The sequence below is a fragment of the Streptomyces sp. NPDC001970 genome (genome assembly GCF_053594115.1).
On the sequence record NZ_JBSFDW010000015.1, the window covers coordinates 79,073 to 105,585 of the forward strand.

Genomic DNA, 26,513 nt, shown 5'->3' on the forward strand with positions numbered 1-26,513 from the left:
CCGCGGGGAGGCCCGCTTCCCCGCCGAGGCCGGCGTGCGGGCTGCGGGGGGTCAGTCGGTGGACAGGCCCGCCGCCGATCGGGCCAGTGCCTCGAGGACCGGGCTGAGGAGCGGGTGGGTCTCGGCGCCGCGCCGGACCGCGGCGAAGACGCGGCGGGTGGCGGCGGGTCCCGCGACGGGGAGGACGACGGTGTCCTTGAGCTCCATGCCGCGCAGTGCCGAGCGCGGTACGAGGGCCACTCCCGCGCCCGCGCCCGCCAGGGCGACGACGGCGCGGAAGTCGTCGGACGAGTGCAGGAGCCGTGGCTCGAAGCCGGCGAGTTCGCAGGCCAGGAGCATCACGTCGTGGCAGGGGTTGCCCGGGTAGGGGCCGATCCAGTCGCTGTCGGCCAGCTGGGCGAGCTCCACCTGGTCGTCACCGGCCAGCGGGTGGGACGAGTGGAGGACCGCGTCGAAAGGCTCCGCGTAGAGCGGGACACGGGCGAGGCGGCGGTCGTCCTCGTGCGGAGCCCCGCGGTATTCGACCGCGAGGGCCAGGTCGGCCTCGCCGTCGAGGACCATGGGCAGGCTCTCGTCGCCCTCGGCGTCCCTGACCCGTACACGTATGCCCGGGTGCTGGTCGGCGAGCCGTCCGATCGCGGGGGCGAGGACCTCGGCGATGCCGGTCGCGAAGGCGGCGACCGTGACCTCGCCGGCCGCGCCGCCCGCGTAGGCGGCGAGCTCCGCCTCGGCCTGCTCCAGCTGGGACAGCACCGCGTTGGCGTGGGCGAGCAGGATCTCGCCGGCCGCCGTGAGGCGTACGCCCCGGCCGCTGCGGATCAGCAGCGTGTGGCCGGTCTCCTGTTCCAGCGCTGCGAGCTGCTGGGAGACGGCCGAGGGGGTCAGATACAGCGCTGCGGCCGCGGCGGTCACCGTACGGTGGTCCGCCGCGGCGCGCAGTATGCGGAGCCTGCGGGGGTCGATCACCCGGCCATTGTCGCCCGGGCGTCGACGAAGGCGGCAACCGCCCGCTCCACGTCCTCGGTGGAGTGCGCGGCGGAGAGCTGGACCCGGATCCGCGCCTGGCCCATCGGGACGACGGGGTACGAGAAGCCGATCACGTACACGCCGCGCTCGAGGAGCAGGTCGGCCATGCGGCCCGCCTCGGCGGCGTCGCCGATCATCACGGGGGCGATCGCGTGGTCGCCGGGCAGGATCTCGAAGCCGGCCTCGGTCATCTTCGTGCGGAAGAGCGCGGTGTTCGCGGCGAGCTTCTCGCGCAGGTCGCCCGCGGACTCCAGCAGGTCGAGGACCTTGAGGGAGGCTGCGGCGATGACCGGGGCGAGGGAGTTCGAGAACAGGTACGGGCGCGAGCGCTGGCGCAGCAGCTCCACGATCTCCGCGCGGGCGGCGACATAGCCGCCGGACGCGCCGCCGAGGGCCTTGCCGAGGGTGCCGGTGATGATGTCGACGCGGTCCATCACGCCGTGCAGCTCGGGGGTGCCGCGGCCGCCGGGGCCGACGAAGCCGACGGCGTGCGAGTCGTCGACCATGACCATGGCGTCGTAGCGGTCGGCGAGGTCGCAGATCTCGCGGAGCGGAGCGACGTAGCCGTCCATGGAGAAGACACCGTCGGTGACGATGAGCCGGCGGCGGGCGTCCTGCGTCTCCTTGAGCTGCTGCTCGAGGTCGGCGAGGTCGCGGTTGGCGTAGCGGTGGCGGCGGGCCTTGGACAGGCGGATGCCGTCGATGATGGACGCGTGGTTGAGGGCGTCGGAAATCACGGCGTCCTCGGGGCCGAGGAGCGTCTCGAAGACGCCGCCGTTGGCGTCGAAGCAGGAGGAGTAGAGGATCGTGTCCTCCTGGCCGAGGAAGGTGGAGAGCCGTCGCTCCAGCTCCTTGTGGACCTCCTGGGTGCCGCAGATGAAGCGGACGGAGGCCATGCCGTAGCCCCAGCGGTCGAGGGCCTCCTTGCCCGCGGCGATGACCTCGGGGTGGTCGGCGAGGCCGAGGTAGTTGTTGGCGCAGAAGTTCAGTACGTCGCCGGGGGCACCGCCCGCGGTGACGGCGACGGACGCCGACTGGGGGGTGCCGATGACCCGCTCGGGCTTGTGGAGTCCGGCGGCACGGATCTCGTCGAGGGTGGCGCGGAGGTCGTCGCGTACGGACGCGTACATGTGGTTCTCCCTTGAGGGGGTGGCTGCGAGCTCGAGGGTGGCTGCGGGCCGGGCCGGAGGGTCAGGCGGTCCAGTCGAGGATGATCTTGCCGCTGCGGGCGGTGGCGGCCTCGTCGAAGGCGGCGGCGAAGTCCTGGTAGCCGTAGCTGCCGGTGATGACGGGGCCGAGGTCCAGGCCGCCCTCCAGCAGGACCGTCATCGCGTACCAGGTCTCGAACATCTCGCGGCCGTAGATGCCCTTGATCGTGATCATCGAGGTGACGATCTTCGACCAGTCGACGGCGAACTCCTGCGCGGGCAGGCCGAGCATCGCGATCCGGCCGCCGTGCGTCATGTTGTCGATCATGTCGCGCACCGCTTCGGGCCGGCCGGACATCTCCAGGCCGATGTCGAAGCCCTCCTTCAGGCCGAGAATGCGCTGGGCCTCGGCGATGTCGGTCTCGGCGACGTTGACGGCGAGGGTGGCGCCGACCTTGCGGGCCAGTTCGAGGCGCGGCTCGCTGACGTCGGTGATCACGACGTTGCGGGCGCCGGCGTGCCGGGCGACGGCCGCGGCCATGACGCCGATCGGGCCCGCGCCGGTGATGAGCACGTCCTCGCCGACGAGCGGGAAGGACAGCGCCGTGTGCACGGCGTTCCCGAACGGGTCGAAGATCGCGGCGACGTCCAGGTCGACCTCGGTGCGGTGCACCCACACGTTGGACGCGGGCAGGGTGACGTACTCGGCGAAGGCGCCGTTGCGCCCGACGCCGAGTCCGATGGTGCGGCGGCACAGGTGGCGACGGCCGGCCAGGCAGTTGCGGCACTTGCCGCAGACGAGGTGGCCCTCGCCGCTGACCAGGGCGCCGACGGCGATGTCCTCGACGTCCGCGCCGATCGCGGCGACCTCGCCGACGAACTCGTGGCCGATGACGAGCGGCGTGTCGATCGTCTGCTGGGCCCAGCCGTCCCAGGAGCGGATGTGCAGATCGGTTCCGCAGATGCCGGTACGCAGCACCTTGATCAGCACGTCGCCCGGGCCGTACTCCGGCTCGGGTACGTCCATGAGCCACAGCCCGGGCTCGGCGTGCTGCTTGACAAGTGCCTTCATGGGTGCGGCTCCAGGCATGGCGGGGCGGTGCTGACCAGGTACAACGGCTCGGGTGCGCCGGTGCGGGTCGATGGACGCGCACCAATCTGCCGACCCGGGAGCGTTCGGTCCATCGAGGATTTCTTAAGCGGGCCGACAGCGGAGCTTCACGCGAGGCCGAAATCCCTGATCGCGGCCAGGAACTCCGCGGGCCTGGTCTCGTGGATCAGATGGCCCGCGTCGATCGCGACGAGCCGCGCATCGGGAATCTGTTCGACGAGCCAGGCAAGCTCCTCCTGGTTGACATGGCTGGTCGCGCCGCCCGCGATGACGAGGGTCGGTGCGGTGACGGCACCGAGAGCCTCCCGCCATCCCGGGTCCGGGGCGTTGCGCTGGGCGTCGGTCGCCGGGACGACCGGCCAGTCGAAGTCGGTGTCGTCCTCGGGCCGCTCGGCCGCGGGGCGCGGCGGGTCCAGCGGAAAGAGCGCGGGGGCGTCCTCGACGACGAGCCGGCCGACGAGCGACGGTGCGTCGGCGGCGAGCAGGTACGCGGCGATGCCGCCCATCGAGTGGCCGACGACGGCGGTGCCCTCGATGTCCAGGGCCCTGATGAAGGCGCGCAGGTCCTCGCGGAAGACGTCGAAGCCGTAGCTGCCGGGCCAGTCGCTGAGGCCGTGGCCGCGGAAGTCGAGGGCGTACACCCGGTGGGTGCCCGCGAGCTGCTCCGCGATGCCGGCCCACTCGCGGGCGCTGCCGCCTCGCCCATGGGCCAGCACGACGGGCGGGGCGTCCGGCGCGCCCCGGACGCGGTAGGCGAGGCGTACGCCGTCGGGCGTCGTGACGCTGTGCACGTCCGGATCGAGGAACGCGGCCACGGTACGGCGGAATGCTCCGGGGTCGTCCAGCCAGGGATAGTGCGCCGCGCCCGCCTGGACGGCCACCTCGGCGTGCGGGAACAGCGCGGCCGCCTCCGCGGCGCGGGCGGGGGTGAGATCGACGTCGTACTCGCCCGCGAGGACCAGGACCGGGGCTTCCAGGGCCGTCAGGGCCTTCACCGTGGCCGCCGGGTCGAACGCGCCGTCGGCGTAGTAGGCGCTTCTCGCCTGCGGATTGGCCTGGTGCGCGTCGGCGGCGGCGTGTTCCCGGGCGGTACGGTCCCAGCGCCCGTACATCAACGGTTCGACGGCGGACCACACTTCGTGCGGGTCACGCCCGGCGAAGTACTCCTCCAGGGCGGCCAGTGCCTCGTCGTACAACGGCTCGCCCCGGCGCAGGGCTGCGGCGTCCCGCAGGTCCTGGTCGGTGACCACGACGCCGACGGCGCGGGCGCTCGGGGTGACGAGGGCCAGCGAGCGCACGCGGGCGGGGTGCGCAGCGGCGTACAGCACGGCGAGATTGCCGGAGGCCGAGTGCGCGAGGAAGTCGGCGCGGTCGAGTCCGAGGTGTGCGCGGAGCGCCTCGACGTCGTCGACGAGCCGGTCGCAGCGGTAGGTGGCAGGATCGGCGGGCATCGCGGAGTCGCCGGTGCCGCGCAGGTCGAGCTTGACGAGCGTGCGGTGCGCGGTGAGCCCGCCGAGGTCGCCGAAGTACGCGGAGGCCCGCATCGGGCCGCCCGGCAGACAGATCAGCGGCTCACCCTCCCCTTCGACGTGGTAAGCGAGTGAGGTCCCGTCGGGCGCACTGATGATCGGCATACGTCGATCCTCTCCGGGCGTCCGGGAACACGCCAACGGATTGCCCGGATGCGCCCGCCGCTCGCGCCGTCGGCGCACTCGCCCTGGCGCAGCGGGGTCTGCCGAAGGTCTTGACGCCCGGGCGGGCGGCTGGATTACTGATCCCGAACAGCTCGACCGAATGATCGGTCGTCCGATTTGCGAGTGACACGGGAGTCATCCGTATGACGGATCAGGCGGACCTGCCGGACCTGCCGAACCTGCTGGACGCCGGCGAGCGACTCGGCCGCGACGAGCTCAGCGCCCTGCAGCTGGAGCGGCTGCGCGCGACCCTGCGCCATGCGTACGAGCACGTCGGCTTCTACCGGGAGTCGTTCGACAAGGCAGGGCTGCGCCCCGACGACTGCCGCTCGCTCGACGATCTCGCGCGCTTCCCGTTCACCACGAAGGCCGATCTGCGCGATCACTACCCGTTCGGGATGTTCGCGGTGGAGCAGTCACAGGTACGGCGCATCCACGCCTCGAGCGGGACGACGGGCCGCCCCACGGTCGTCGGCTACACCGACCGCGACCTCGACACCTGGTCGGACGTCGTGGCCCGCTCGATCCGCGCGGCAGGCGGGCGGCCCGGGCACAAGGTCCATGTGGCGTACGGATACGGACTGTTCACCGGCGGCCTCGGCGCGCACTACGGGGCCGAGCGGCTCGGCTGCACGGTCATCCCCGCGTCGGGCGGGATGACGGCCCGCCAGGTCCAGCTGATCCAGGACTTCCGGCCCGAGATCATCATGGTGACGCCGTCGTACATGCTGACGCTGCTGGACGAGTTCGAGCGCCAGGGCGTCGATCCGCGGTCGACCTCGCTCAAGGTCGGGATATTCGGCGCGGAGCCGTGGACCGAGGAGATGCGGCGCGAGATCGAGGAGCGGTTCGCGATCGACGCGGTCGACATCTACGGACTGTCCGAGGTCATGGGCCCCGGCGTGGCCCAGGAGTGCGTGGAGACGAAGGACGGCCTGCACATCTGGGAGGACCACTTCTACCCGGAGGTCGTGGATCCGTTCACGGGCGAGGTGCTGCCGGACGGGCAGGAGGGCGAGCTCGTCTTCACCTCCCTGACCAAGGAGGCGATGCCGGTGATCCGCTACCGCACCCGGGACCTCACGCGGCTGCTGCCGGGAACGGCGCGGGTGTTCCGGCGGATGGAGAAGGTCACGGGGCGCAGCGACGACATGATCATCCTGCGCGGGGTGAACCTCTTCCCGACCCAGATCGAGGAGATCGTCCTGCGGACACCCAATGTCGCCCCGCACTTCCAGCTGCGCCTGACCCGCGAGGGCCGGATGGACGCCCTGACGGTGCGTGCGGAGGCGCGCGGTGAGGCGTCGCCGCAGCAACGGGAGGCCGCCGCCCGGGAGATCGCGGCGGCGGTGAAGGACGGCATCGGGGTGTCGGTGGGGGTGGAGGTCGTCGACCCGGAGACCCTGGAGCGGTCGGTGGGCAAGATCAAGCGCATCGTGGACCTGCGGGGCTGAGGCCCGAGCCGGGGCGGGGGCGCAGGGGCCGCTGTTCGGGGCGCGTCTCCCTGGCCCCGGCCCTTCCCGGCACGGGCCCCGCCGCGAGGGCTTCCGGCTTTTCGCTCGACGGGGGCTGTCTCCGACCGTGCAGGCGGACCGGACCCTGCCGCACAAGAGGGTTCGTGCGTGGCGTTGTGCGTGCGTTCGCTCCGCACGGCGTGTGCAGCGGGCAGGCTTCGGCCGGCCGGGACGCGGACACCGGTCGACCGGGGCGGAACGGCTGCCTACCTCACCCCGAGCGGGCCGAGTATCGGCACGATCACCTGACCGGGGGCCGCCCAGCCACATGTGCTCGTCCTCGGCGGTCACCGTGAGCCCGAACTGATCGGCGTCCGGCGAGTCGAGCTCGACATCGTCGCGACAGGTCCGCTGCTCAGTGCAGTCGGTCGGCTCCGTCGTGCTCGCCCGCACCCGGCGGTCCCGCCTCGCGCAGATCGCGCCATCCCGGTCGGTCACCCGCGCGGATCGACTTTGCCCCACGTGTGTCGGAGACGAGAAGAAACGGAGCACATGGTCACATAGGGGCATGGCGGAAGGTGCGCGCGGGCCTGACGATGTCCCGATCGACCGGACCGAAAGCTTCGGGGAACGGCTGCTGGGCGTGCTCCTCGACCGGGCCCACCATCTGCCGCCGCAACTGATCGCGCCGCTGATCGCAGAAGAGATCGGCAAAATCGGCGGTCGTGACGTCTCGGTACTCCTCCAGGACTTCGAACAGCTGATGCTTGTGCCGCTGCCGGGGAGAGGGCTCGTGGCCGGCGCGGCCGAACCGATCACGGGCTCCCACGCCGGCCGGGCCTTTCTGGAAGCCACGTCCGTGGAAGTGCCCCAGGTGGACGGTATCCGGATGTATCTGCCTCTGCTCGGCAGCGACCAGGTGGGGGTTCTCGGCGTCACCATGGACAACGTGGATGACGACGACCGCAGGCTCTTGCGGCGGCTCGCTGCCCTGATCGCCGACATCCTGGTGACGAAGAACAGCTACACCGACCAGTTCACGAAGACCCGGCGCCGGATCGCGATGACCGTGGCCGCGGAGATCCAGTGGTCGCTGCTGCCCCCGCTGATGATGTCCGTCCCACAGGTCGCGGTGGCGGGAGTGCTCGAGCCCGCCTACCAGGTCGCCGGCGACAGCTTCGACTACGCCCTGAACGACGACATCCTCCACCTGGCCGTGATCGACGCGATGGGTCACGGGCTGGGCGCCGCCGTGATGGCGACCGCGGCGATCGGCGCCTACCGTCACGCCCGCCGCGCCGATGTGGGCCTGTCGGAGATCTACGCGTTCATGGACCAGGTCATTGCCGAACAGTTCGGGCCCGAGCACTTCGTCACCGCGCAGATGATGCGTCTCAACGTCGCGACAGGACATCTGCAATGGGTGAACGCCGGCCATCCGGCACCGCTCCTCATCCGTGACCGGCGCGTCATCCAGCGGCTGGAGAGCTGGACCACTCTTCCGGTCGGCTTCGGCGGAGAGGATCCCCGCGTCAGCGAGTTGGAGTTGCAGCATCGCGATCGCGTGCTGTGCTTCACCGACGGTCTCATCGAGGAACGCGCAGCAGGAGGAGGAACCGAGTTCGGCCTTGACCAATTGATCGGCATCGTCACGAGGGTCGGGGCCAGGGAGAGGGACGTACGGGCCACGGCGCGGGTTCTCTCCCACGCCCTGAAGCGCGCGCGAGGCGGGGTCACCAGCGACGACGCAACAATTTTCCTCTTCGAGTGGCGCGGTGGAACCGCCGACCACGTTGCCACCGTGAGGTAGCCGGAAGGCCAGGCACCGGCCGGTGTTTGTCCGTCCGTGCCCGCTCGCGCGGTCCGAGCCGTTGGCAGAAGGCCGTTCCGGATGAGCGGCAACAGCCTCGCGACGTCGGTTCTGCCGACAGCAAAGAAGCCCAAGGTGCATCACCTGGGGCTACTTTGCCGGAGCGAGTGACGGGGGGCGAACCCTCTGTCCGAGCTGGGGAATCACGGGCGGGTCCAGAGCCGGCCGGCCTGCTGACCGGCCGCAATGGGTGGGTGAGGCGATCTCGTGGAACGGTTCTGGGCTCCTCGTCGACCGCGGTTGTCCGCTCTGCCATCCCGCCCAGGCCACGACGGCGGATCCCGCAGGCCTTGCTTCTGCACTGGATCCGCCGGGCCCGTATCAGTGCTTGAAGGCGTCCTTCGTCTTCTCCTTGGCCTGACGAAGGTCACCTTTCGCCTTCTCGGCGCGACCCTTGGTCGTCAGACCTTCGTTGCCCACAGCCCGGCCGGCACTCTCCTTCACCTTGCCCTTGGCCTGTTCCGCTTTGGCCTTCGCCTTCTCACTCTTGGCCACGACACTCACATCCCGTTTCCCTCAAAACTCAATGATAACTTCCACCTCACCCGAAAAATGGCCCTTAAACGCAATCACGCCGACCACGCCGATGCCGACCGCGGCGATCAAGACAACGCGGTCCGAGGATGAGGATCATTGAAGCACTCCTTGGATCGGCTTTCCCCGAGGAAATTGTGCTGTCCGGCTGCTTGCGGCACCAGCCGCGTCCACCCCTGAGAACGATCTGCAATCCCCTCCACCGGTCGGCATTCGGCCCTGGGCTCTCGGACCGAGACGGCAGCCGCCCCAAAAAGGGGCTCAAGTGGGCATGCCCGGAGTTCACCCCTTGTCCAGACGTCACATCATCCCGCTCCGGTGCGACTGGATCGGTAGATTCTCGTACGGCGCGCACGGACTTACCGGGGGGTTCTCGGTCTTCGGCTATGAGGTCACGAGTTCGACCGGGACGCTCTTCCTCTGCGGCATCACTATCGGAGCGGCGGCTGTGCTCGGGCCGGCGCTGCTGCTGATCGGGGCGCGGCGCGCCAGTCGCCGCCGCATGGTATGCAGCTGCCGGGAGGCGCACACGCTGGTCAAGGCGAGATCCGCGTTTGCCCCTGAGAAAGCCGGAAAGCTGTGACGAGAGAGGGGGCGTCCGAAGAGGACGTCCCGCGCACCGGAGGGCGTCATGATCATCCTCGGAGTCATTCTGCTCGTCATCGGCCTCTTGGCCGGCATCGGTATCCTCTGGACCATCGGCATCGCCCTGGTCGCGATCGGGGTTCTGCTGTGGATTCTGGGAGCGGTAGGACACGCGGTCGGCGGACGACGGCACTACTGGTAGCCCGCGCGGCACTTGCGTCAGGGCAGTCGGCTGAACATGTCGGCGACACCCTCCCCGCGCAGCGATGCGCGTCAGCACGAGCTGACGGAAAGCTCCGGCCCTGCGCCGGCTCGCTACGCCTCCAACCAACGGAGACTGGCCGAGTGGCGGCACCCACGTCAGGTGGTCGGCTCCCGCAGTCATGAGCTGCAGGGCTGTCCCGCAGTCATGAGCTGCAGGGCTGAACGACGGCCCAATACCCCACCGTCCGCGGATCGTCCCCGGATTCGGCGGAGACAAGTGCGCCCTCCGACGGGGACAACGGCCTGGCCAGAGGACGGGCAGAACCCGTCTGCGCAAGGCAGCCGTCGTCAGCATGGTTCGGTGCTCTGCCATCGAGGGCCGCTGTCTCACCTCCGCTGGACCGGTGGCTCCCAACGGCTCGACGGGGACGGGCCGTCACAGTGTGGTTGGGGCCACCTGGTCCCGCGTCTCGCTCCTACCGGGATCGCGCCTCCCGGTCTTCATCGGCGGCCTCGTCCTCCCATTCGTCCTCCTCGACGTCCCCTTCTTCTTCGTCCTCGGCATCGCCGTCTTCGTCTTCCGCGGTTTCGTACTCGCCGTCATTCTCCGAGTCCTCGGCCTGTGCTGCTTCTTCCTCTTCCAGTGCTTCTTCGTGCGACATGACGACTTCGCCGTCCCGGATCTCGCCGCGCCAGCCTTCCGGCTCTTCATCGGTGAGAGTGACGTACCGCTGGAAGTGCTTGAAGTCCAGGCGCATCCGGCGGCCCTGGGCCCGCCAAATATTTCCGGTCTTCTCGAAGAACCCGGACGGGTAGTACTCCACGACCAGGACGATCCGCGTCAGCGTCGGAGCCAGTTCGTGGAAGCTGACCGCACCCTTGGTGCTGCCCTTTGCTCCTTCGGAGGTCCAAGAAATCCGGTCGTCCGGGATCTGCTCCTGAACCGTCGCTTTGAAGCTGCGGGAGGAGGGGCCGACCTTGACCTTCCAGTCGCTGGTCATCTCGTCGCTCATCGAGACGCTGCGAACCCCCTTGGTAAAGCTGCTGAACTCCTCGTACTGGGTCCAGTAGTCGTAGGCCGTGCGAAGGGGCACACCGACATCGAGGACCTCGATGATGTTCATGCTCTTGTTACCGCTGGACTTGCCCTTGCCGCCACCGAACGCCTCCTTGGCCTTGTCCACGACACTGTCCTTGAGGCCTTTGGCCTTCTCGGACAAGAACGCCTTCACGGGGGATTCACCCCCGAGGATGCGCGAGCCAATCTTGAGCAGTGACCCACCGTTGTCGGCGACATCGGTGAGCTGCCCCGTGAGGTCCGTGAGCTTGTCGCTGGCTTTCTCCGCGAGCCGTTCCACCTGTGAACCGACGAAACCCGACAGCGCCTCACCCAGTCCGCCCGCCCCCGATCCCTGCGTCTCCGGCTTTTTCGTGTCCTTCCCGGCCATGGTGGGCTACCTCCGGCGATCGGCACGCTTGGATATCTTCTTCGCCGCCCGCCCTGAAGATGCCGCCTTCTTTGCGGGGGCCTGCTTCCTGGTGGCGGACTTCTTGGCCGGAGCTGCCTTCTTCGCGGCCGGCTTCGCCGCAGAGGTCTTCTTCCTCCGGGATGGCTCCTTCGCCGCTGCCGCGGAAGAACTGCGGGCAGAGGTGGCCCTCTCGCGCCTGGACGCGGTACCTCTGTCGGGCCGAGCCGGCTTCCGGGAGCTTGTCCGGCGCTGCGGGCGCTCGGGTTCAGGCTCCTCCGCCTCTTCCTCCTCCGGCTCCTCTTCCTCGTACTCCTCCTCCGGCTCTTCCTCTTCCTCCTCCGGCTCCTCCTCTTCCTCGTACTCCTCCTCCGGCTCTTCCTCTTCCTTCTTGCCGAGGCCGGCCGTGCGGTCACGGAGCGTGTCCGCGAGTGTCCCCATGCCGCGAGTGGCAGCAGCTGTCACTGCCTTGCGGCCGGCGTCGAGGAACTCCCCTTTCAGCTGGTCCTGTAGGTCGGCGACCTGCGGGATCTCCCCCAGCCTGCGCATTCCCTCGGCAGCGAGCTGGCGCGGCTCGAGACCGAACCGTCTGCCCGCCAGATAGGTCCCCACGCTCAAGGCGAGCTTGCCCTTCTTCGTACGGCCCAGCACGTAACCGCCGGCAATGGCCGCGGCGAGAGCCAACTTGGTCTGATCGTCCATGCGCCCGTCACCTTCATCGTTCCCTCGGGGGCCCGCCTGTGCCGCGCAAAGTGCTGCTGTCAGTGGTCTCCCCCAACAACAGCCACTGCGGCCGAATTCAGGAGCGCAACGAAGGGGGAACCTGGTCCGCTCGCTTCGGTGGGGCCGGCCATCCACAGCCCGGCCATCCACAGCCCGGCGATTCCGGCCCCGAAGGGCGGTCGCCTCGGCACGAGAGCCCTCACTCAATGCCGGTCCTGTATTCACCAGTCTCGCCCGAATCGTGTCGGTCGCATCTTGAGAAGCTCTGCCTCCTGCCACGGAGGCGGCCCGCTGCGGCAGGAGGCGTAGTTTCCGGTCGCTGGAAGTCAGCGCCGACTGCTGCAGCGGACCCGTGTGCGGCAGATGCTTGATGTGCCGCCGTGACGATGGCCCGGCCGTTGTGTCCTTCTAGTGCCCGCCGCGGTTCGGCCGGTGTTCCAGCAGAGATTCGGCCGGTGTTCCAGCAGAGAAGGGCCCGAGAGCATGCCTGGCGCAGGGAGGTTGTGCAGGTGACGTCGCCAGCCGGTGTCGGTTCACAGTCCGCCTCCCCGGCTCCGGAGGTGGCACTGGATGATGCCACCTTGGTGGTCCGCGCCCGTGACGGCGACACACGCGCCTTCGAAGTGCTGGTGCGCCGTTATCAGGGGCCGATGTACCGCTTGGCACTCCACATGCTCTCCAACCGTGGCGACGCCGAGGACGTCGTGCAAGAGGTGTTCCTGAGCGCTTGGCGGCAACTGGGGCAACTACGGGACGACGCGGCCTTCGTGGGCTGGCTCTACCGGACGACGACCAACCGGTGCCTGAACCTGATCCGAGCACGCAGACCAGTTGCCGAAGCTGACCTGGATAGTCGCGAGTCCGCCGAGGCGGCTGGATCGCCTGAGCGGGCGGCACAGGTCAACGAGCAGTTGATCGCGCTCGCAGCCGCTCTGACGCAGCTGACACCCGAGCAGCGGGCCTGCTGGCTACTGCGGGAGGTTCACGGGCGCCCCTATAAGGAGATCGCGCGAGCCACGGGCACGACCCAGACAGCAGTACGCGGACGCATCGCGCGCGCTCGAGCGCAGTTGGCGGAGGCGATGTCCCCATGGCAATGAGCGACGCCCAAGGCTACATGCTGCCGTGCGGCCGCTCTGTCGACACGGTGTGGGAACGGCTCGATCCGATGGATACCGGCGTGGCTGACGCCCATGAGCTCACCTGCGAGTACTGCTCTGCTGCTCGGCAGTGCCTGGTGATCCTGCAGGAGGTGACCGGCAGGCTGGCCTCGGAGGAGACCGGGCCTCCGCTGGGCTTGACGGGCCGAATCATGTCCGCGGTGCGCGCAGAAGTCCGCCGTCACCACATGCTCGCGCTGCCCACCCCGGAGCCGGGCGGGGTGCACATCAGCGAACAAGCGGTCGCCGCGGTGCTGCGTCGCGCCGCCGATTCCGTCGACGGTGTGCGCGCGCGTCGCTGCCGGATCACCGTCACGGAGACTGAGGGCGCGATGGAGGTGGCGATGAGCCTCGCGGTGGCCTACCGCAGGTTTTCCGCCAACGCTGTCGACGAGGTCCGCGAGCGGGTCCGGGCAGCCGCTGCAGCACGGGTCGGGATAACCCTGGTGCGTCTGGACCTGACCGTGGAGGACCTCTACGACGCATGACGCCCCGGGGATCGGGCAGCAGACCGTTGAGACTGGCTGAAGCACAAGGACCTGGTGCTCGCTATGACAACGACCGTGCCGGACGACAAGGCCAGGGTTCCCCACTCTCAGTGGGTCATCGCCGAGCCCGTGATCGCCGCAGTGGCCGCCCGAGCCGCTGTCGGCGTCCCTGGTGTTGTGCGACTCGAACCCGGCCTGACCGGGCTCGCCTCCCAGATGACTCGTTCAGCACGCCAGAAGATCAACGGCCTCACCCCAGCCCCGACCGAAGGTGTGACGGCCACGGCCGACCACTCAGCCGTGCCATCGACCCTGCGCGTGTCCATCGACCTGGTCACCTCCGGGCAGGACCAGGCTGCGGCGGTGGCACAGGCCGTTCAGCGCGAGGTCACGCGCGCGGTCGGCGATGCCACGGGCCTCACCCCGCAGGCCGTCGTGGTGTCGATCATGGACATCGGCACGTACGGGACCGGTGCGTGGTGACACCGCGAACAGAGATGGCCCACTCACTCCTGGCCGCCCTGGGCAGGATCCGCGGCCTGCGCCCAGCGACCCCCTCCACCACCCACATCGGCTCACGCGTGCCGTGGAACCTCGACACCTTGGCCGTCGGCATCGACGACGAACTCATCGAGATCCGCGTCGTCGCCCTCGCCCTCCCTCTTCCTCCGACCCTGCGCGAAGCCGAGGCCGCCCTGCACGCGACCCTGAGGGGAACCCAGTGGACGAACGCCCGGCTGCGCCTCGTCGTCACCGACATCGATGCCGCCGCCCTCACCCATCTCGATTTCGCGAGTGACGCCGGTGCGTGAGGGGCCATGACGTTCTCCCCTGCCACGGGTCCTTCAGGTGTGACGAGCGCACAACTCGTCCAGATCCAGGAACCGAGGAAAACACCATGACGAACCCGGCCACCACGAACAGTGCCGATCACTCCGCTTTCGCCGCAGCTGACGCGGCCAAGAGCCCCACCACCCCATCGGGAGCTTCCCCGGCACGAGCCTCCGGGCAGGGGTCCACCACCATCGCCGACGTCGTCGTCCAGAAGATCTCCGGGATAGCCGCTCGCGAGGTACCCGGCGTATACGAGCTGGGTGGCGGAGCGGCACGGGCGTTCGGCGCAGTCAAGGGGCGAATCCCCGGAGCCTCGGCCAGCGCCGGACAGGGCGTCTCTGTCGAGGTCGGTCAGAAGCAGGCGGCTGTGGACCTGCAGATGCTGGTCGAGTACGGCGTGTCCATACCCGAGCTGGCCAAGGACGTCCGCAACAACGTCATCGACTCCGTCGAGCAGATGACGGGCCTGGAAGTCGTCGAGGTCAACATCAACGTCAATGACGTACACATCGCCGCTGACGACGGTGACGGCGACGATCAGGGTACCGGCGACCGCGTCCAGTAGCTGCCGCCAGGCCCCGGCGCCCGCAGGACGCCGTGCATCACCGCGGTGCGTACGGGGACCTCACCCATGAATCCACGCCGCGAAAGGGCCCCGCGGCCTCGCACGTCCCGACTCATCGCCGCACGGCGCACCGTCAGGGCGACGTAAGGAGAATTGACATGACGTCCACTCAGATGGGGCTGCTGACAGGGCTCGTACTCGGCCTCGCCGCCGCGTTCGGCGGTTTCGACACCTTCCTCATCGTGCTCGTTCTCGGGACGGTCGGGCTACTGGTAGGGCGCTACCTCGACGGCAAACTCGACCTCGCCCAGCTCACCGGCCGTGACAGGGGCGACTTCCATGAACACCGTGATCACCACGTCAGTTGAGGCCGAGGCCGAGGCGGCGCAGCGCGGCACCACAACGATCTCCGACCGCGCCGTGGAACGCATCGCCACCCGGGTGTTGACCGAAGTCGAGCACATCGGCGGAACAGCCGGCCGGATACTCGGCATAACCGCCCCAGGAGAACGTGCCGACCACTTGGCCCGGGTCACCGCGAAGGTCAGTGGCGACTCAGTTGCGGCGCTCGATGTTCGCCTGTCCGTCGTCTATCCACAATCCGTCGCCCGCACCACCGAGGACGCCCGCGCATGCTTGGTACGCCGCGTTGCGGACCTCACCGGTCTGACCGTGGCCCGTGTCGACATCACCGTCACTGCACTGCGCGTTCCCGACTCCCCCACCAGGAGAGTCCTATGAAACGCCGACCCCGCCGCACCATCCCCGCCACTCTCACCGCGCTGGTCCTGCTGGCCGCCTGCGTCCTGGTCGCCATCGTCGCCATTCAGCTGGCCATCGGCCGGACTCCGATCATCAGCTACCGCTCCGTCACCGGCACCCTGCACAGCACCCACTGGAACGACACCGCCCCCCTCATCGCCGGCGGCGCATTCGCCCTGCTCGGGCTGCTCCTGCTGCTCGCGGCACTCCTGCCGGGAAAACCGGTAGTCCTGCCGCTTACCGGTGGCATGGACGCCGGCGTCACAAGGCGCAGCCTGCGCCACGCCCTGCACAACACCGCCGCGACTGTCGACGGGGTCACCCGAGCGAAGCTGAAACTGGGCCGCCGCACGATCGTCGCCCGCATCCGCACCGACCGGACCAACACCGCGGGGCTCACCGATGCCGTCCGCGGCGCCCTCGATCAGCGCCTCGACCAGGTCACCCCACTCACCCGTCCGGCAATGAAGATCCAGCTCCGTGCCACCAGGAACGCACCATGACCAGCCTCAACCGCCCGGCCTGCCTCAACCGCGCCCTGCTCGCCGTCTTCGGTCTCCTCCTGCTCGGCTCAGGCTCCTTCGCTGGGGCGGCTCACTTCGGGCAACTCGCCTTCCTCGATTCGGGCGCCGCACTCATTCCTGCCGCCGCCGACCCGTCCACCTGGGTGCTGTGGGTCGCCGCCGCCACTGCCATCGTGCTGGGCCTGGTCATGCTGCGCTGGCTCGCTGTGCAATTTGCCCGGCGCCCCAAGACCCACACCTGGCACCTCGAGCAGAATTCCGAGCAGGGCAGTACCGAACTGGCCGCGAACACTGCCACCGCCCCGTTCCTCAGTGAAGTCACCACCTACCCCGGCGTCCACCACGCCCGCGCCACGCTCGCCGGAACCCGTCAAAACCCCACCCTCGCAATGGTGATCAGCACCGAGCAGGGCGGTGATCTGACCACCATCAACGATCACCTCAACTCCCACGGGCTGCCCCGGCTCCGTCAAGCACTCGACCTCGACACCCTCCCCCTCACCGTCGAGTACCGCCTGACCACCCACACCGGCACCCGCGCACACTAGCCCTGGCATCGGCATGGCCGGGTCCTACTTCTCAGTGGCGTCGCCGTCAGGGGCCGCAGAAAGACGTGGCCGGCAGGCCTTCGACCCCTCCGAGAACACCAGACCCAGAGAACACCAGACCCATGGGTGCCGGTGCGACTGATCGGCCGGAGCGTCCGCGCGATGCTGCACGGCTCCGAGCTGGTCGTTCATGACAGCCGCGAGGAGGTGCCCTTGGCATGAACGGCTGATCGCCAAAGGCCGATCCCAGCTGGAGCTGGACCACTACCTGGCGGCATCCCCGGGGGCGATGGCCCTTCGGGCGGTCGGTCCTCGGGCGCCCCGGTGCGCCCGGTTCCCCACGCAGGGCCGGCACGCCCGCGGCCCCGGACCGCGTCGACGACGTGCGCCGGGAGACGGACGCCGCCGGGGAGGCGGGTCTCGACGTCGTTTACGTGGAGGAGCCGCCGCTGCCGTTCCCCGTCGCGGCGGCCGTCAGGCTCGACGACCAGGTGCAGTTCCACCCCCGCAAGTTCCTGCTCGCCCTCGCCGTCGATCTCGTACGCCACGGAGGAAGGATCTTCGAACGCAGCCGCGTGACCGACCTGCGCGAAGGGGAGCCCTGCCGATTGACCACGAGTGCGGATCACCTCGTCCGGGCGGACGACGTCGTGGTGGCCACGCACCACCCCGTCTTCGACCGCGGGCTGCACTTCACGAGGCTGGAACCCAAGAGAGAGGTCGTCGTCGCGGGGCCACTGCCGCCGGACGCGATCGCGCCGGACGGCATGTTCCTCACGCCGGAGGAGAACACCCGGTCCTTCCGCACCGCTCCGCATGACGAGCACGGCCGGATGCTGATCGTCACCGGCGAGAAGTTCAACCCGGGCGCCCCGAACGACAGTGGCGCTGCCGCGCACTTCGAGACCCTCACGACCTGGGCCGGGGAGCACTTCACCGACTTCACCGTCACCCACCGCTGGGCCACGCAGGACACCTTCCCCACCGACCACGTGCCCTACGTGGGCCGGCTTCGCCAAGGAGGCCATCATGCGTACGTGGCAACGGGATTCGGCGGCTGGGGCCTGAGCGGGGGGCGTGATGGCGGGCCGGCTGCTCACCTCCCTGATCACGGACGCCGCGTCACCGTGGGCCGAGCTCTACGACCCCGTCCGGCTCCACCCGGTCGCCGAGGGGCCCGCGATGCTGCGCCTCGGCGCGAAAACGGTCAGGCACCTCGTCGGCGACCGGCTGCCGGGCGGGCATGCCGACTCCGTGGACGACATCGGCCCGGGCCAGGGTGCGGTGCTCCGCGGCCACGGTGAAGGACCGCTGGCAGTGCACAGGGATCTGTCCGGGACGCTGCACCGTGTGTCTGCCCGCTGCACGCATCTGGGCTGCATCGTCCATTTCGACGAGGCCGAGCGCGCCAGGGAGTGCCCTTGCCACGGCTCCCGTTTCGACGTGGACGGTGCCGTCCTCCAAGGCCCGGCCGTACGCCCCTTGGAGCGGCCTCCCACGGACGACGACGGCAACGCACGGCAGTGAACCAGCAAGGGGCCCTGGCGGGCGGAGCCCGGACGGACGGTCCTCTCCGGATGCCGCCCGCCCCGGACCGGGCCGCGGCAGACCGCGATGGTCCTGACGTACAACCGACTGCCCACCGATCTGATCAGCTGACGCGCCGGACAAAAGAGCCTGCCTCCGTGCTCCCGCCCACACGTGGGTGAGAGAGCGGAACGAGGAGCAGACGTCGTCAACGTGATCTTGGGCCAGTGGGAGGGCCCCGCTTCCGAACGAGACGCGAGCGAGCACAATCTTCGCCGGCCGACTCCGACACCCCCTGGCACTCCCTGGCCTCTGCCCGACGCGATTCACCAGACCGTGAGACCGGGGGGCGGCTCTGCTGAGGCTGGAGACGGCGCATGCCCGCGAGGGAATCCCGGATGGTGCGCGGTGGCCGCGATCCAGGGACATCGGTGCCGAGCTTCCGTCGCTGATCAGCGCGCTGACCGACTACGTCTGACCTGTCACCCGCGTCGGACTGGACGCCACAACCTTGGAGGAACTGCCGACACGGCTGACTGTCGACGACCGGGTCGTGCGTATCGGCTCCCTCCCGGTCGGTGACGACACCATCCTCATCACCCGAGGCGATCGGGACTGTTTCAGCCTGCTGGTGGTCCCACCGGACACGACTCTGACGCAGCAGGCGCCGCCATGGCCAGGGCGGTCCGCGCCGACAACGTCACCGACGCCCCACCAGAGCTTCATCGAAACCAACCCGCCACGGCACGTCCCCTCACATGACCTCCGTCGGCGGCAGTGCACTCCCGGGACGTGAGCGATGCTCCGAGACCAGCACTCTAGATACGGGCGAACCTCTCGCTCTGGTCGGCGAACTCCTGGGCCATGGAACTGCTGACCGTGGGTTGGGTCTCACGGATCGTGTTCAGGTAGTCGTCCGTGGTGGGGCGGGTCCTGGTTCCGCTGTCGAAGGTGCGCTCGAACTGGGCCTGCGAGACGGTACGTGCGACGTGGGCGATGTCGGCGGGGGTGAACCCCTCACTGGCGGACGCGAGTCTCGCGCTGTCGGCCTTCGCGCCCGCTCGTGCCAGGTAGCTCGCCCACAGCGCGGCCCTGGCGCTGTGGTCGGGAGGGCCGATGGGCATGACGTAATCGAAGCGACCGTGCCGCAGGAAGGCCGAGTCCAGCGTGGTCACATTGTTGGTGGCGCAGACGAGCAGCCGCCCGTCCTGGCTCCGGAACCGCACAATCGCCTTGAGCAGCTCGTTGACGACCCCCACCGCGGTCGTGTCCGCGCCACTGCGTGTGGATGCAACCTCCTCGACCTCGTCGATGAAGACCAGAACGTGGTCGAGCTGGGCGATCTCGTCGAAGCGTCGGTTCAGTCCGGCCGCCAGCCCGTACTCGGCGGCGAGGCGTGCGGGGAACAGTTCGAGGAAGGGCCACGCCAGACGGCTGGCGATCGCGTGGGCGAAGGTGCTCTTGCCTGTCCCTGGCGGGCCGAACAGCATGACCGCGTGCGGAAGCTCCACTCCGTGCTGGGCGGCCAGTTCGGGATGGGCCAGCGGCAGGACCAGGCGGCGCTCGATCAGCTGCTTCTCCCGTCGCATGCCCGCGACCTTCTGCCACAGCCCCCCGGGTGGCAGCTCCGCTCCGAGCGAGGACAGCATGCTGATCGCCTGGGGAGTCACGGGCCCGCGCTTTTCGAAGAAGACCAGGCCCGAGCGGGCGTGGAAGTCGCAGTTTCGCAGAGCGGCGGCACCGGTCTCCCCCTCGGGCAGGGCCGCGTGCACCGCGCGGACGCCGCCGGCGAAGAGCCGGTGCTCAAGGGCCGTGATCAGGGCACTGCCCAGCCCTCGTTGCCGCCAGGTGGGTGCCATGCAGATGCGCAGGATCCACGCCCGGTCGCCCTCCAGCCTGCTCACCGCGGCGCCGACCATCACATCGTTCGCCATGGCCACCACGGCCGGATGGAGGGCTTGGAGGGCAGCTACGGCGTCGGAGAGCGGGAAGAGGGGAGGCTCTCCGGTCGTGCCGCTCTCCGTGTCGACGCGGATCACCGCCTCGAGATCATCCTGGGAGTAGTCCCTGATAAGCCAACCCGTCATGATCAGCTCCGCGTGCTTGGCCGTACTCCCATCATCAGCTGCCACCAGTGGTGTGACGAGCGGACCCTGGGGACCCGGCGATCTGCTGGGGAAAAGCTGCTCCATCACGAGGTCGTCGGATCATCGGTGGTGGCGCCGCGCCACCCGATGTGGAGGAGCGTCGCATCGTCGGTCATGATCGCGCCTCGTGCGTGCGTGAGCGTGAGGGAAAGGGAGCGGGCCACTGCCCGGGCTCCTTGCTCGGCACGCAGCCGGCTCACTCCAGGACGGCGAGGTGGTCGGCGGCGCCCCCGCGCCACTCGATAAGGAAGAGGGTCGCGTCGTCACTGGTGCTCCCGCCCCGTTCCTGTTTCAGGGTGTGGGAGAGCGAGCGCACCACCGCCCGCACTCCCTGCTCCGTCTGCTCGATGCGGTTGACCCAGTGGATGAGTTGTTCCTCGCCGAACTGGTCTTCGCCGGCTTCGTGCTCCTCGATCAGGCCGTCGGTGAAGCACAGCACCCGGTCGCCGCGTTGGAGCATCTGCTCACTGACCTGGGGCTCTTCACCGCCGAAGCCGACCGGGAGGGTGGTCGGGCTCCGCAGTTGCCGCAGGACCTGGTGGTTGCGGATCAGCAGGGGCGCGGGGTGGCCCGCGTTGACCCACTGCAGGTGGCCCGTTGTGATGTTCAGGCGCATCATCTGCGCGGTGACGAAGTGTTCGGGCCCGAACTGCTCGGCGATGGCCCGGTCCATGAACGCGTAGATCTCGGACAGGCCGATGCCGGCACGTCTGGCGTGCCGGTAGGCACCGACGGCGACAGTGGCCATCGTGGCGGCGTCCAGGCCGTGGCCCATTGCATCGACCACCGCCAGGTGCAGGATGTCGTCGTTGAGGGCGTAGTCGAAGCTGTCGCCGGCGACGTTGTAGGCGGGCTCCAGGATTCCTGCCACCGCGACCTGCGGCACGGACATCGCCAGCGGCGGTAGCAGAGACCACTGGATCTCCGCGGCCACGCTCATGGGTTCGCGGCGCCGGGCGAGGAAGAACTGGTCGGTGTAGCCGTGCTTGGTGACCAGCATGTCGGCGATCAGGCCGGCGAGCCTGCGCAGCAGGCGCCGGTCGTCGTCATCGACGGTCCCCCGGGTGAGGGCCAACACTCCCACCTGGTCGCTGCCGTCCAGCAGCGGCAGATACATCCGGACGCCGTCGGCCTGCGGGACCTCGACAGTGGTCGCACGCAGGAAGGCCGTGCCGGCGTGGGAGGCACCGATCGGCTCGGGCTCACCGACGACCAGCCCCCTGCCGGGCAGCGGCACGAGGAGGAGCTGCGCATAGTCCTGCAGGAGTATCGAGATGTCCTGGCCACCGACCCTGGCCACCTCTTCCGCGATCAGTGGGGCGATCAGCTGCGGCGGCATCTCGTGTGCCCGGTCCAGCAGCACTCCCAGCAGCCGCTCACCGAATCCCTCCGACCGGTCCACCGCGCCGTTGCCGGGCTGCTGATCACCCTCCGCCATAGCAATGTCCTTTCACCCACCCGCCTGGTTTCGCCTTCACCTGCTGGGCCGACTACCTCCGACGGGTCGGACACCTGGCAGCCCGTTGCCCGGCTTCGTACGTGCTGGGCCGCCTTGTGCACCGGAATCCGCTCGTTCCCTGCCGTCGCGCCGACAGTGCACAACGGCCCCGGTGTATACACACCGGGGCCGCCCTTCCGGGTCGGTTGCACGTGAGAGTGCACCGGCCCACTGACCATGCTATGCCTGTACCGCCTGTCCGGCAGAAGGGATCATTTGGGTCATGCGGCCCTTGGTCGGACAGGGCTTCAGCGCCCGTGTCACCCGCGTTTCTCCTCTTCGGCCTCCATGAGCCGGATTCCCTGATGTGTCAGTGTGACCATCGCGGGTGTATTTCCTTGTGCCCAGTCGACGGCGATGAGTCCCTCGCCGACCAGATAGGCGCAAGCGGCGGCCAGATCCTGCTCGGGGACCTGGAGGTCGTCGTGCAGCTTCGCCCCGGTGACGCCGAGGAGGCGATTGCCTTCCGTGGCCTCGTACAGGGTCTTCATGATCGCTTCGCGGTACTGCTTCCGCTCGTGGAGTGTTGCCATGATTGCCGCCGACTCGTGCCGGGCGCCGTCGAGAGCCCTCGCCTCAGACCTCGTCCGTCTGCGTGACGTCCTGCTCGGAGGACTGACTGGCTTCCAGCCAGGACCGCGCCCGCTCTGCCGTGTGCGTGGTGTCCACAGTGAGGTGGAGGCGGGTTCCGCCGTCGTTGCCCGCGGGGTAGCTGCGCTGTTCGGTGGCGGCGAAGCAACGGCGGAGCACCTCTGCGACCCGCCGGGCGGCCTCGGGAGACGCGGCGACGATGCGTACCTCGGTTCGCCCGCCCGAAGGTGGTTCCGGTGGCTTCATGGTGACCTCGTTCATCGGGGCGATGTGCCGGTGGGCGGGCGCCGTGGCGCCGCGCAGCCACCGCCCCCGGTCAGGAGAAAGGTCTGCGTCATCCGGCCCCCTCGTCGGGTTGCTTGCGGTGAGGGGTGGCGGCGGGCGATCCGGCGGCGGGCTCTGCCGGCCGTCGGCCCTTCCGGCTCCGTCGCCTGACTCCCGGCATGACATCGCCGTAGCGGAACGCGGCGATCCGTTCGTCGTGCTGCCCATTGAGCAGATGGATCCACAGCACTCCAATGATGATCATGGCGATGATCACGGACACGGTGATGGCGATCTCCATGTCGTTACATCCCTCGGGCGGAACTCGGGCGCCCGGTCGGGTCCGGGTTCCCGGCCGCCGCTGAGGCGTGCCCGCCTTCGGTCTCCCACTCCTCTTCCCGATTCAGCGTCTCCCTCGCGTCACGGGTGATGTCCTCGCGCGCCATCAGAGCGCTGGCGGTGAGGAGGCTGCCGGGGGTGGCTGCGGCGGACATCAGCCGGGCGGCGGCAGCCGCACCGGTCTCCGGTGGGATCACCAGCAGGTCCCAGCGGCCTGCGGTGCGGGAAAGAAGGATCAGCTTGTGCGGGTCCTGCTCATCCTTGAACCAGCCCACGTGCACCGTATGCCCCGCCACGGGCACCTTGCGCGGGATCACGGGCCAGTGCGACGGGTTCACCGTGACACGCGTGATCCGTCCCCAGCACGCGTCCAGCACGTCCATCAGGGCGGGCAGTTCACGGGAAAGATCGCGGGAGCGAGGCCACCAGGCGCCGTCCAGAAGACCTGGACCCGACCCGGCCGGGGTCAGAGACAGGCGGGCCGGTGGTGAGGGAACGCGCTCATTGATGATCGTACGGTCGATGGTCGCGGTCATGGCGCGAACCTGTCCCCGGGGCCCGTCTTCGACGTCCCGGCGTTGTTGCTCGCCGCGAGCGGCACCGGCATGGAAGCCGGTGTGCGAAATACTCCCGGTGCCTCCACTGTACTGCCGGGACGGTCCGATGAACTCGTGCGTGACCAGGGATTTCATCGGGAACCGGGTCTTGGGTTCGCGGCGCGTGGGTGAGCCTGGGGATCGCCACACGGAGTACGGTGAAACCGGCAGCCGCCGGGGACATCCCAGGCGATCAGCAACCGTACGCCGAACCCCGCAGACGGGTGAGCACACCATGTCCGACGCCGACACCCCGCGTGAATCGAAGCTTCTGCCGGACGCGATCCACAAGGTCGTAAAACCTGGAACGGCCCTCGTGCGGTTGGAGACGACACATACCCGTCAGGGAATTCTCGACGGTGCCTGGTGGCCGCGATCCCGGGACATCGGCGCCGAGCTTCCCGGCCTGATCACCGCACTGACCGAGCGCCTCGGACCTGTCACCCGCGTCGGCCTCGACACCGCCGCCTGGGAAGAACTGCCCACACGTTTGATTGTCGACGACCGGGTCGTGCACATCGACTCCTTCCCGGTCGGTGACGACACCGTCCTCATCACCCGAGGCGACCGGGATCACTTCTCCCTGCTGGTGGTTCCACCGGATGCGACGCCTGACGCGGCACGCGCGGCGATGGCCAGGGCCGTCCGGGCCGACAATGTCAGCCAGGCCGATCAGATCCTCATCGACACCGGCACCGGCCGAGCGCACCCGATTGTCACGGAAGACCCGTAGGCAGGCGATGTCCACCTGCCCGCTGCCGGATGGCCCCTGTCGACCGTGGTTCCCCGCTCGATGCGGCACGCATCTGGCACGCGCCACCAGGTTGATCACCGCACTTCCGCGTCCCGTCGCCCCGCTCGCGCGCGTCGGAGCGCCCTGGCAGATGCCGCCCCGGCCGAGGCCGGCCTGGGCGGGAAGCACCGGTCGGTGGCGTAGGCGTATCTCCCGGACAAGGGGAGTTGCCCGGAGCCGGTCTCAGGAGGCGATGTCGGTCATCGCGCCGCCGCCGGTGGTGACTCCGCCTTGCGGCTTGGACGCGGGGAAGGGGGGCGTGTCCTGTTGGCACGTTGTTCCGGCCGGCGGGAGGGTGCCGTCGATGAAGTAGCGGCTCTCGTGGTCGTTGACGCAGCTGCTGGGGTTGAGCAGTGCGGTGTGCCCGTAGCCGTTGTTGGTGAGCAGGCGGGCGTTGGCCAGTTCTCGGGCCATGGCCTGCGCGTCCCGGTAGGGAGTGGCGGGGTCGTAGGTGGTGCCGACCACCAGGACCGGGTGCGCCGTGGGCTTGTTCCACGGGCCGCGGTAACGGTTGGCGGCTACGGCCGGCCAGGTGGAACACGGCTCGCCGGCCCAGGTCCAGAAGCGTCCGGCATCGCCCGCACGGGTGGCACTGGCCTCCTCCAGCGCATGATAGGCGCCGGGGTTGCGCGGATTGGGACTGTCGGAGCAGAGCACCGCACCCGCCTGTTCATCGCCGGTGTACGGATTCGGGACCGGCGGTGCGGGTAGGGGTGGGGACTGCTCCGGGACGCGGCCCTGCCACAGGGCCTGCAGCCTGCCGGCGAGGAACGTCCATCCGGGGTGGACGACGTCGAGGCCGCTCACCACGTCAGCGACCGTCCTGCCGTACGTCCACGCGCCCTGCGGACGCTCCCTGAGGCGCTGCATCAGCTGGTCGAACTTGTCCCGGGTCGCTTCCGGGCTGCCGGCCGAGAAGGCGCAGCGGGCGGTGGTGGTGGAGCCGCACAGGGCGAGGAACCGGTCCAGAATTGCGGCGGCGCCGACGTCCGAGCCCATGCGCAGGAATGTCGGGAGCCGGGGGTCGTCGTCGGAGGCGTGGTTCGTCCAGGCCTGCGGGTCGATGTTGCTGTCGATGGTCATGGCGCGGACCTTGTCGGGGTACAGGTTGGCGTAGGTGGCGCCGAGGATCGAACCGTAGGAGATCCCGAGGTAGGTGAGTTGGGGGTCGCCCACCGCCTGGCGGAGCTGGTCGAGGTCGCGAGCGGTGTCGGCGGTCGACACATGGCGCAGGAGCTCGGGGTCACGCTGTTGGCAGCGCCGGGCCAGATCTTTGTACGCGGCGATCCAGGTCGTCCGCTGCTGTTCGCCCACCGGGAGGCCGGCCGGTTTGCTCGACATCCAGGCGTCGGCGTCCTCAGGAGTGTGGAAGCAGTTCACCGCGGTGCTGTTGCCGACCCCGCGTGGGTCCCAGCTGACGATGTCGAACCGCTCCCGCACCTCTCGCGGGAAGAACTCGTAATTCTGTGGCATCTGCACCGTTCCGGGGCCGCCGGGGCCGCCGGGGTTGAAGAACAGGGTGCCGATGCGCCGTCCGGGCCCGGTTGCCCTGCGTTTGACGACTGCCAGCTCAATGGTGCGGCGGCCGGGGTCGCGGTAGTCCAGCGGCACCTTCGCGGTCGCGCAGTCGAACTGATGGCCCTGGACGCAGGGTCTCCAGTCCAGCTTCGGGGCGGGCACCGGTGGTGACGGCGCGCCGGCCGCGGCGAGGTCCGGCCCGGTGAATATGGTGGAACAGGACACCGCTGCGGCGACGGCCGCGGCGCAGCGCCGGCGGCCCGCCGTGGATCCGGGTATGGGCATGCTCCGTCCTTCCGGCTTCATCGCTGAAAGCCTGATGCCACCGATGCCTTGGACATCGGCACGCACCCGCATAGACAGCACCGCGACCGGACAAGGCGCGCAAGCCAACCGCGGCCGAACGGGCCGACCGAGCTCCTCGAGGCGTGTACATCGTCGGCCGAGGCCGGCTGTGGTCCGAGGCCGACAGCCCTGGCGGTGAAAGTCGGATCCACTCCGACCCGGCGTTGACGGAGCTCCCGCTACCGGGGCCCGCGGCGTC

General features: G+C 69.3%; 28 protein-coding genes and 2 pseudogenes. 16 read left to right on the forward strand and 14 right to left on the reverse strand.

Annotated features, from left to right (window positions below; genetic code table 11):
* Nucleotides 1-51 precede the first annotated feature (51 nt).
* The 4 genes from ACWCP0_RS19655 to ACWCP0_RS19670 all read right to left on the reverse strand — a co-directional run bounded on the left by ACWCP0_RS19655 (nucleotide 52) and on the right by ACWCP0_RS19670 (nucleotide 4,919).
* On the reverse strand, nucleotides 52-966 hold the full coding sequence (locus ACWCP0_RS19655; protein WP_451080065.1) for a LysR family transcriptional regulator: 915 nt from the start codon (nucleotides 964-966) through the stop codon (nucleotides 52-54).
* Complete coding sequence (locus ACWCP0_RS19660; protein WP_451080066.1) at nucleotides 963-2,156, reverse strand: glycine C-acetyltransferase; 1,194 nt, start codon at nucleotides 2,154-2,156, stop codon at nucleotides 963-965. Before ACWCP0_RS19660 ends, ACWCP0_RS19655 begins: the two co-directional genes overlap by 4 nt.
* Before the next feature lie 61 nt (nucleotides 2,157-2,217).
* Nucleotides 2,218-3,246, reverse strand: coding sequence for an L-threonine 3-dehydrogenase (gene tdh, locus ACWCP0_RS19665; protein WP_451080067.1), 1,029 nt, complete (start codon nucleotides 3,244-3,246; stop codon nucleotides 2,218-2,220).
* A gap of 146 nt (nucleotides 3,247-3,392) precedes the next feature.
* Nucleotides 3,393-4,919 (reverse strand): alpha/beta fold hydrolase, encoded by a 1,527-nt coding sequence (locus ACWCP0_RS19670; RefSeq protein ID WP_451080068.1) that lies wholly within the window; start codon nucleotides 4,917-4,919, stop codon nucleotides 3,393-3,395.
* A 203-nt stretch (nucleotides 4,920-5,122) separates the two neighbouring features.
* Here ACWCP0_RS19670 and paaK point away from each other — a divergent pair, with 203 nt between their 5' ends.
* Both paaK and ACWCP0_RS19680 read left to right on the forward strand, forming a co-directional pair.
* Nucleotides 5,123-6,433 carry a phenylacetate--CoA ligase PaaK gene (gene paaK / locus ACWCP0_RS19675; RefSeq protein WP_451080069.1) on the forward strand — a complete coding sequence of 437 codons (1,311 nt, stop codon included), beginning with the start codon at nucleotides 5,123-5,125 and terminating at the stop codon, nucleotides 6,431-6,433.
* A gap of 568 nt (nucleotides 6,434-7,001) precedes the next feature.
* Nucleotides 7,002-8,243 carry a PP2C family protein-serine/threonine phosphatase gene (locus ACWCP0_RS19680; protein ID WP_451080148.1) on the forward strand — a complete coding sequence of 414 codons (1,242 nt, stop codon included), beginning with the start codon at nucleotides 7,002-7,004 and terminating at the stop codon, nucleotides 8,241-8,243.
* Between the two features lie 381 nt (nucleotides 8,244-8,624).
* Here the strand turns inward: ACWCP0_RS19680 and ACWCP0_RS19685 are convergent, their stop codons facing one another.
* A complete protein-coding gene (locus ACWCP0_RS19685) occupies nucleotides 8,625-8,798 on the reverse strand; it encodes a CsbD family protein (RefSeq protein ID WP_451080149.1) in 174 nt (57 codons plus the stop codon).
* 670 nt (nucleotides 8,799-9,468) lie between these two features.
* Here ACWCP0_RS19685 and ACWCP0_RS19690 point away from each other — a divergent pair.
* Nucleotides 9,469-9,624 (forward strand): DUF6131 family protein, encoded by a 156-nt coding sequence (locus ACWCP0_RS19690; protein WP_451080070.1) that lies wholly within the window; start codon nucleotides 9,469-9,471, stop codon nucleotides 9,622-9,624.
* A gap of 478 nt (nucleotides 9,625-10,102) precedes the next feature.
* Here the strand turns inward: ACWCP0_RS19690 and ACWCP0_RS19695 are convergent, their stop codons facing one another.
* Both ACWCP0_RS19695 and ACWCP0_RS19700 read right to left on the reverse strand, forming a co-directional pair.
* The gene (locus tag ACWCP0_RS19695) at nucleotides 10,103-11,074 is read right to left on the reverse strand and encodes an SRPBCC family protein (protein WP_451080071.1); all 972 of its coding nucleotides are present in this window, start codon (nucleotides 11,072-11,074) and stop codon (nucleotides 10,103-10,105) included.
* Nucleotides 11,075-11,080: 6 nt separating this feature from the next.
* The gene (locus ACWCP0_RS19700) at nucleotides 11,081-11,794 is read right to left on the reverse strand and encodes a histone protein (protein WP_451080072.1); all 714 of its coding nucleotides are present in this window, start codon (nucleotides 11,792-11,794) and stop codon (nucleotides 11,081-11,083) included.
* 581 nt (nucleotides 11,795-12,375) lie between these two features.
* On the opposite strand from ACWCP0_RS19700, the gene ACWCP0_RS19705 reads away from it, so the two are divergent.
* The 12 genes and pseudogenes from ACWCP0_RS19705 (at nucleotide 12,376) to ACWCP0_RS19760 (ending at nucleotide 19,019) form a co-directional block, all read left to right on the forward strand.
* Nucleotides 12,376-12,915, forward strand: a complete 540-nt coding sequence (locus ACWCP0_RS19705) for an RNA polymerase sigma factor (protein WP_451080073.1) — start codon at nucleotides 12,376-12,378, stop codon at nucleotides 12,913-12,915.
* Nucleotides 12,906-13,463 carry a hypothetical protein gene (locus ACWCP0_RS19710; RefSeq protein WP_451080074.1) on the forward strand — a complete coding sequence of 186 codons (558 nt, stop codon included), beginning with the start codon at nucleotides 12,906-12,908 and terminating at the stop codon, nucleotides 13,461-13,463. Before ACWCP0_RS19705 ends, ACWCP0_RS19710 begins: the two co-directional genes overlap by 10 nt.
* A 63-nt stretch (nucleotides 13,464-13,526) precedes the next feature.
* Nucleotides 13,527-13,946, forward strand: a complete 420-nt coding sequence (locus ACWCP0_RS19715) for an Asp23/Gls24 family envelope stress response protein (protein ID WP_451080075.1) — start codon at nucleotides 13,527-13,529, stop codon at nucleotides 13,944-13,946.
* A gap of 14 nt (nucleotides 13,947-13,960) precedes the next feature.
* Complete coding sequence (locus ACWCP0_RS19720; RefSeq protein WP_451080076.1) at nucleotides 13,961-14,275, forward strand: hypothetical protein; 315 nt, start codon at nucleotides 13,961-13,963, stop codon at nucleotides 14,273-14,275.
* Between the two features lie 86 nt (nucleotides 14,276-14,361).
* On the forward strand, nucleotides 14,362-14,862 hold the full coding sequence (locus ACWCP0_RS19725) for an Asp23/Gls24 family envelope stress response protein (RefSeq protein ID WP_451080077.1): 501 nt from the start codon (nucleotides 14,362-14,364) through the stop codon (nucleotides 14,860-14,862).
* Between the two features lie 158 nt (nucleotides 14,863-15,020).
* Nucleotides 15,021-15,230: a hypothetical protein gene (locus tag ACWCP0_RS19730; protein WP_451080078.1), complete on the forward strand. Its 210-nt coding sequence runs from the start codon at nucleotides 15,021-15,023 to the stop codon at nucleotides 15,228-15,230.
* Nucleotides 15,202-15,603, forward strand: coding sequence for an Asp23/Gls24 family envelope stress response protein (locus ACWCP0_RS19735; RefSeq protein WP_451080079.1), 402 nt, complete (start codon nucleotides 15,202-15,204; stop codon nucleotides 15,601-15,603). The genes ACWCP0_RS19730 and ACWCP0_RS19735 overlap by 29 nt, the downstream gene beginning before the upstream one ends.
* Nucleotides 15,600-16,127, forward strand: a complete 528-nt coding sequence (locus tag ACWCP0_RS19740) for a DUF6286 domain-containing protein (RefSeq protein WP_451080080.1) — start codon at nucleotides 15,600-15,602, stop codon at nucleotides 16,125-16,127. The genes ACWCP0_RS19735 and ACWCP0_RS19740 overlap by 4 nt, the downstream gene beginning before the upstream one ends.
* Nucleotides 16,124-16,696, forward strand: a complete 573-nt coding sequence (locus ACWCP0_RS19745) for a hypothetical protein (protein ID WP_451080081.1) — start codon at nucleotides 16,124-16,126, stop codon at nucleotides 16,694-16,696. The genes ACWCP0_RS19740 and ACWCP0_RS19745 overlap by 4 nt, the downstream gene beginning before the upstream one ends.
* A 434-nt stretch (nucleotides 16,697-17,130) precedes the next feature.
* Nucleotides 17,131-17,706 (forward strand): annotated as a pseudogene (locus tag ACWCP0_RS19750) (NAD(P)/FAD-dependent oxidoreductase); the annotation flags it as partial.
* Nucleotides 17,707-17,776: 70 nt separating this feature from the next.
* Entirely contained in the window at nucleotides 17,777-18,223 is a 447-nt protein-coding gene (locus ACWCP0_RS19755) for a Rieske 2Fe-2S domain-containing protein (RefSeq protein WP_451080082.1), read from the forward strand.
* A gap of 391 nt (nucleotides 18,224-18,614) precedes the next feature.
* A pseudogene (locus ACWCP0_RS19760) lies at nucleotides 18,615-19,019 on the forward strand (DUF5994 family protein).
* A gap of 22 nt (nucleotides 19,020-19,041) precedes the next feature.
* Here the strand turns inward: ACWCP0_RS19760 and ACWCP0_RS19765 are convergent.
* The 6 genes from ACWCP0_RS19765 to ACWCP0_RS19790 form a co-directional block, all read right to left on the reverse strand.
* Nucleotides 19,042-20,310: an ATP-binding protein gene (locus ACWCP0_RS19765; protein WP_451080083.1), complete on the reverse strand. Its 1,269-nt coding sequence runs from the start codon at nucleotides 20,308-20,310 to the stop codon at nucleotides 19,042-19,044.
* 256 nt (nucleotides 20,311-20,566) lie between these two features.
* Complete coding sequence (locus tag ACWCP0_RS19770) at nucleotides 20,567-21,808, reverse strand: PP2C family protein-serine/threonine phosphatase (protein WP_451080084.1); 1,242 nt, start codon at nucleotides 21,806-21,808, stop codon at nucleotides 20,567-20,569.
* Between the two features lie 320 nt (nucleotides 21,809-22,128).
* Complete coding sequence (locus ACWCP0_RS19775; protein WP_451080085.1) at nucleotides 22,129-22,401, reverse strand: hypothetical protein; 273 nt, start codon at nucleotides 22,399-22,401, stop codon at nucleotides 22,129-22,131.
* Nucleotides 22,402-22,444: 43 nt separating this feature from the next.
* Nucleotides 22,445-22,705 (reverse strand): hypothetical protein, encoded by a 261-nt coding sequence (locus ACWCP0_RS19780; protein WP_451080150.1) that lies wholly within the window; start codon nucleotides 22,703-22,705, stop codon nucleotides 22,445-22,447.
* 88 nt (nucleotides 22,706-22,793) lie between these two features.
* Entirely contained in the window at nucleotides 22,794-23,024 is a 231-nt protein-coding gene (locus tag ACWCP0_RS19785; RefSeq protein WP_451080086.1) for a hypothetical protein, read from the reverse strand.
* A gap of 4 nt (nucleotides 23,025-23,028) precedes the next feature.
* A complete protein-coding gene (locus tag ACWCP0_RS19790; RefSeq protein WP_451080087.1) occupies nucleotides 23,029-23,598 on the reverse strand; it encodes a DUF5994 family protein in 570 nt (189 codons plus the stop codon).
* A gap of 295 nt (nucleotides 23,599-23,893) precedes the next feature.
* Between ACWCP0_RS19790 and ACWCP0_RS19795 the strand changes: the two genes are divergently transcribed.
* Nucleotides 23,894-24,391, forward strand: coding sequence for a DUF5994 family protein (locus tag ACWCP0_RS19795; RefSeq protein ID WP_451080088.1), 498 nt, complete (start codon nucleotides 23,894-23,896; stop codon nucleotides 24,389-24,391).
* Between the two features lie 243 nt (nucleotides 24,392-24,634).
* On the opposite strand, the gene ACWCP0_RS19800 is transcribed toward ACWCP0_RS19795, so the two are convergent.
* Nucleotides 24,635-26,254, reverse strand: a complete 1,620-nt coding sequence (locus ACWCP0_RS19800; protein ID WP_451080089.1) for an alpha/beta hydrolase — start codon at nucleotides 26,252-26,254, stop codon at nucleotides 24,635-24,637.
* Nucleotides 26,255-26,513: the final 259 nt, after the last annotated feature.

Bases quoted from the DNA above. Each gene is read 5' to 3' on its own strand.
- ACWCP0_RS19660 (WP_451080066.1), bottom strand. From the start codon at position 2,156: ATGTACGCGTCCGTACGCGACGACCTCCGCGCCACCCTCGACGAGATC.
- tdh (WP_451080067.1), bottom strand. From the start codon at position 3,246: ATGAAGGCACTTGTCAAGCAGCACGCCGAGCCCGGGCTGTGGCTCATG.
- ACWCP0_RS19670 (WP_451080068.1), bottom strand. From the start codon at position 4,919: ATGCCGATCATCAGTGCGCCCGACGGGACCTCACTCGCTTACCACGTC.
- paaK (WP_451080069.1), top strand. From the start codon at position 5,123: ATGACGGATCAGGCGGACCTGCCGGACCTGCCGAACCTGCTGGACGCC.
- ACWCP0_RS19680 (WP_451080148.1), top strand. From the start codon at position 7,002: ATGGCGGAAGGTGCGCGCGGGCCTGACGATGTCCCGATCGACCGGACC.
- ACWCP0_RS19690 (WP_451080070.1), top strand. From the start codon at position 9,469: ATGATCATCCTCGGAGTCATTCTGCTCGTCATCGGCCTCTTGGCCGGC.
- ACWCP0_RS19695 (WP_451080071.1), bottom strand. From the start codon at position 11,074: ATGGCCGGGAAGGACACGAAAAAGCCGGAGACGCAGGGATCGGGGGCG.
- ACWCP0_RS19700 (WP_451080072.1), bottom strand. From the start codon at position 11,794: ATGGACGATCAGACCAAGTTGGCTCTCGCCGCGGCCATTGCCGGCGGT.
- ACWCP0_RS19710 (WP_451080074.1), top strand. From the start codon at position 12,906: ATGGCAATGAGCGACGCCCAAGGCTACATGCTGCCGTGCGGCCGCTCT.
- ACWCP0_RS19715 (WP_451080075.1), top strand. From the start codon at position 13,527: ATGACAACGACCGTGCCGGACGACAAGGCCAGGGTTCCCCACTCTCAG.
- ACWCP0_RS19720 (WP_451080076.1), top strand. From the start codon at position 13,961: ATGGCCCACTCACTCCTGGCCGCCCTGGGCAGGATCCGCGGCCTGCGC.
- ACWCP0_RS19725 (WP_451080077.1), top strand. From the start codon at position 14,362: ATGACGAACCCGGCCACCACGAACAGTGCCGATCACTCCGCTTTCGCC.
- ACWCP0_RS19730 (WP_451080078.1), top strand. From the start codon at position 15,021: ATGACGTCCACTCAGATGGGGCTGCTGACAGGGCTCGTACTCGGCCTC.
- ACWCP0_RS19735 (WP_451080079.1), top strand. From the start codon at position 15,202: ATGAACACCGTGATCACCACGTCAGTTGAGGCCGAGGCCGAGGCGGCG.
- ACWCP0_RS19740 (WP_451080080.1), top strand. From the start codon at position 15,600: ATGAAACGCCGACCCCGCCGCACCATCCCCGCCACTCTCACCGCGCTG.
- ACWCP0_RS19745 (WP_451080081.1), top strand. From the start codon at position 16,124: ATGACCAGCCTCAACCGCCCGGCCTGCCTCAACCGCGCCCTGCTCGCC.
- ACWCP0_RS19755 (WP_451080082.1), top strand. From the start codon at position 17,777: ATGGCGGGCCGGCTGCTCACCTCCCTGATCACGGACGCCGCGTCACCG.
- ACWCP0_RS19765 (WP_451080083.1), bottom strand. From the start codon at position 20,310: ATGACGGGTTGGCTTATCAGGGACTACTCCCAGGATGATCTCGAGGCG.
- ACWCP0_RS19770 (WP_451080084.1), bottom strand. From the start codon at position 21,808: ATGGCGGAGGGTGATCAGCAGCCCGGCAACGGCGCGGTGGACCGGTCG.
- ACWCP0_RS19775 (WP_451080085.1), bottom strand. From the start codon at position 22,401: ATGGCAACACTCCACGAGCGGAAGCAGTACCGCGAAGCGATCATGAAG.
- ACWCP0_RS19780 (WP_451080150.1), bottom strand. From the start codon at position 22,705: ATGAAGCCACCGGAACCACCTTCGGGCGGGCGAACCGAGGTACGCATC.
- ACWCP0_RS19785 (WP_451080086.1), bottom strand. From the start codon at position 23,024: ATGGAGATCGCCATCACCGTGTCCGTGATCATCGCCATGATCATCATT.
- ACWCP0_RS19790 (WP_451080087.1), bottom strand. From the start codon at position 23,598: ATGACCGCGACCATCGACCGTACGATCATCAATGAGCGCGTTCCCTCA.
- ACWCP0_RS19795 (WP_451080088.1), top strand. From the start codon at position 23,894: ATGTCCGACGCCGACACCCCGCGTGAATCGAAGCTTCTGCCGGACGCG.
- ACWCP0_RS19800 (WP_451080089.1), bottom strand. From the start codon at position 26,254: ATGCCCATACCCGGATCCACGGCGGGCCGCCGGCGCTGCGCCGCGGCC.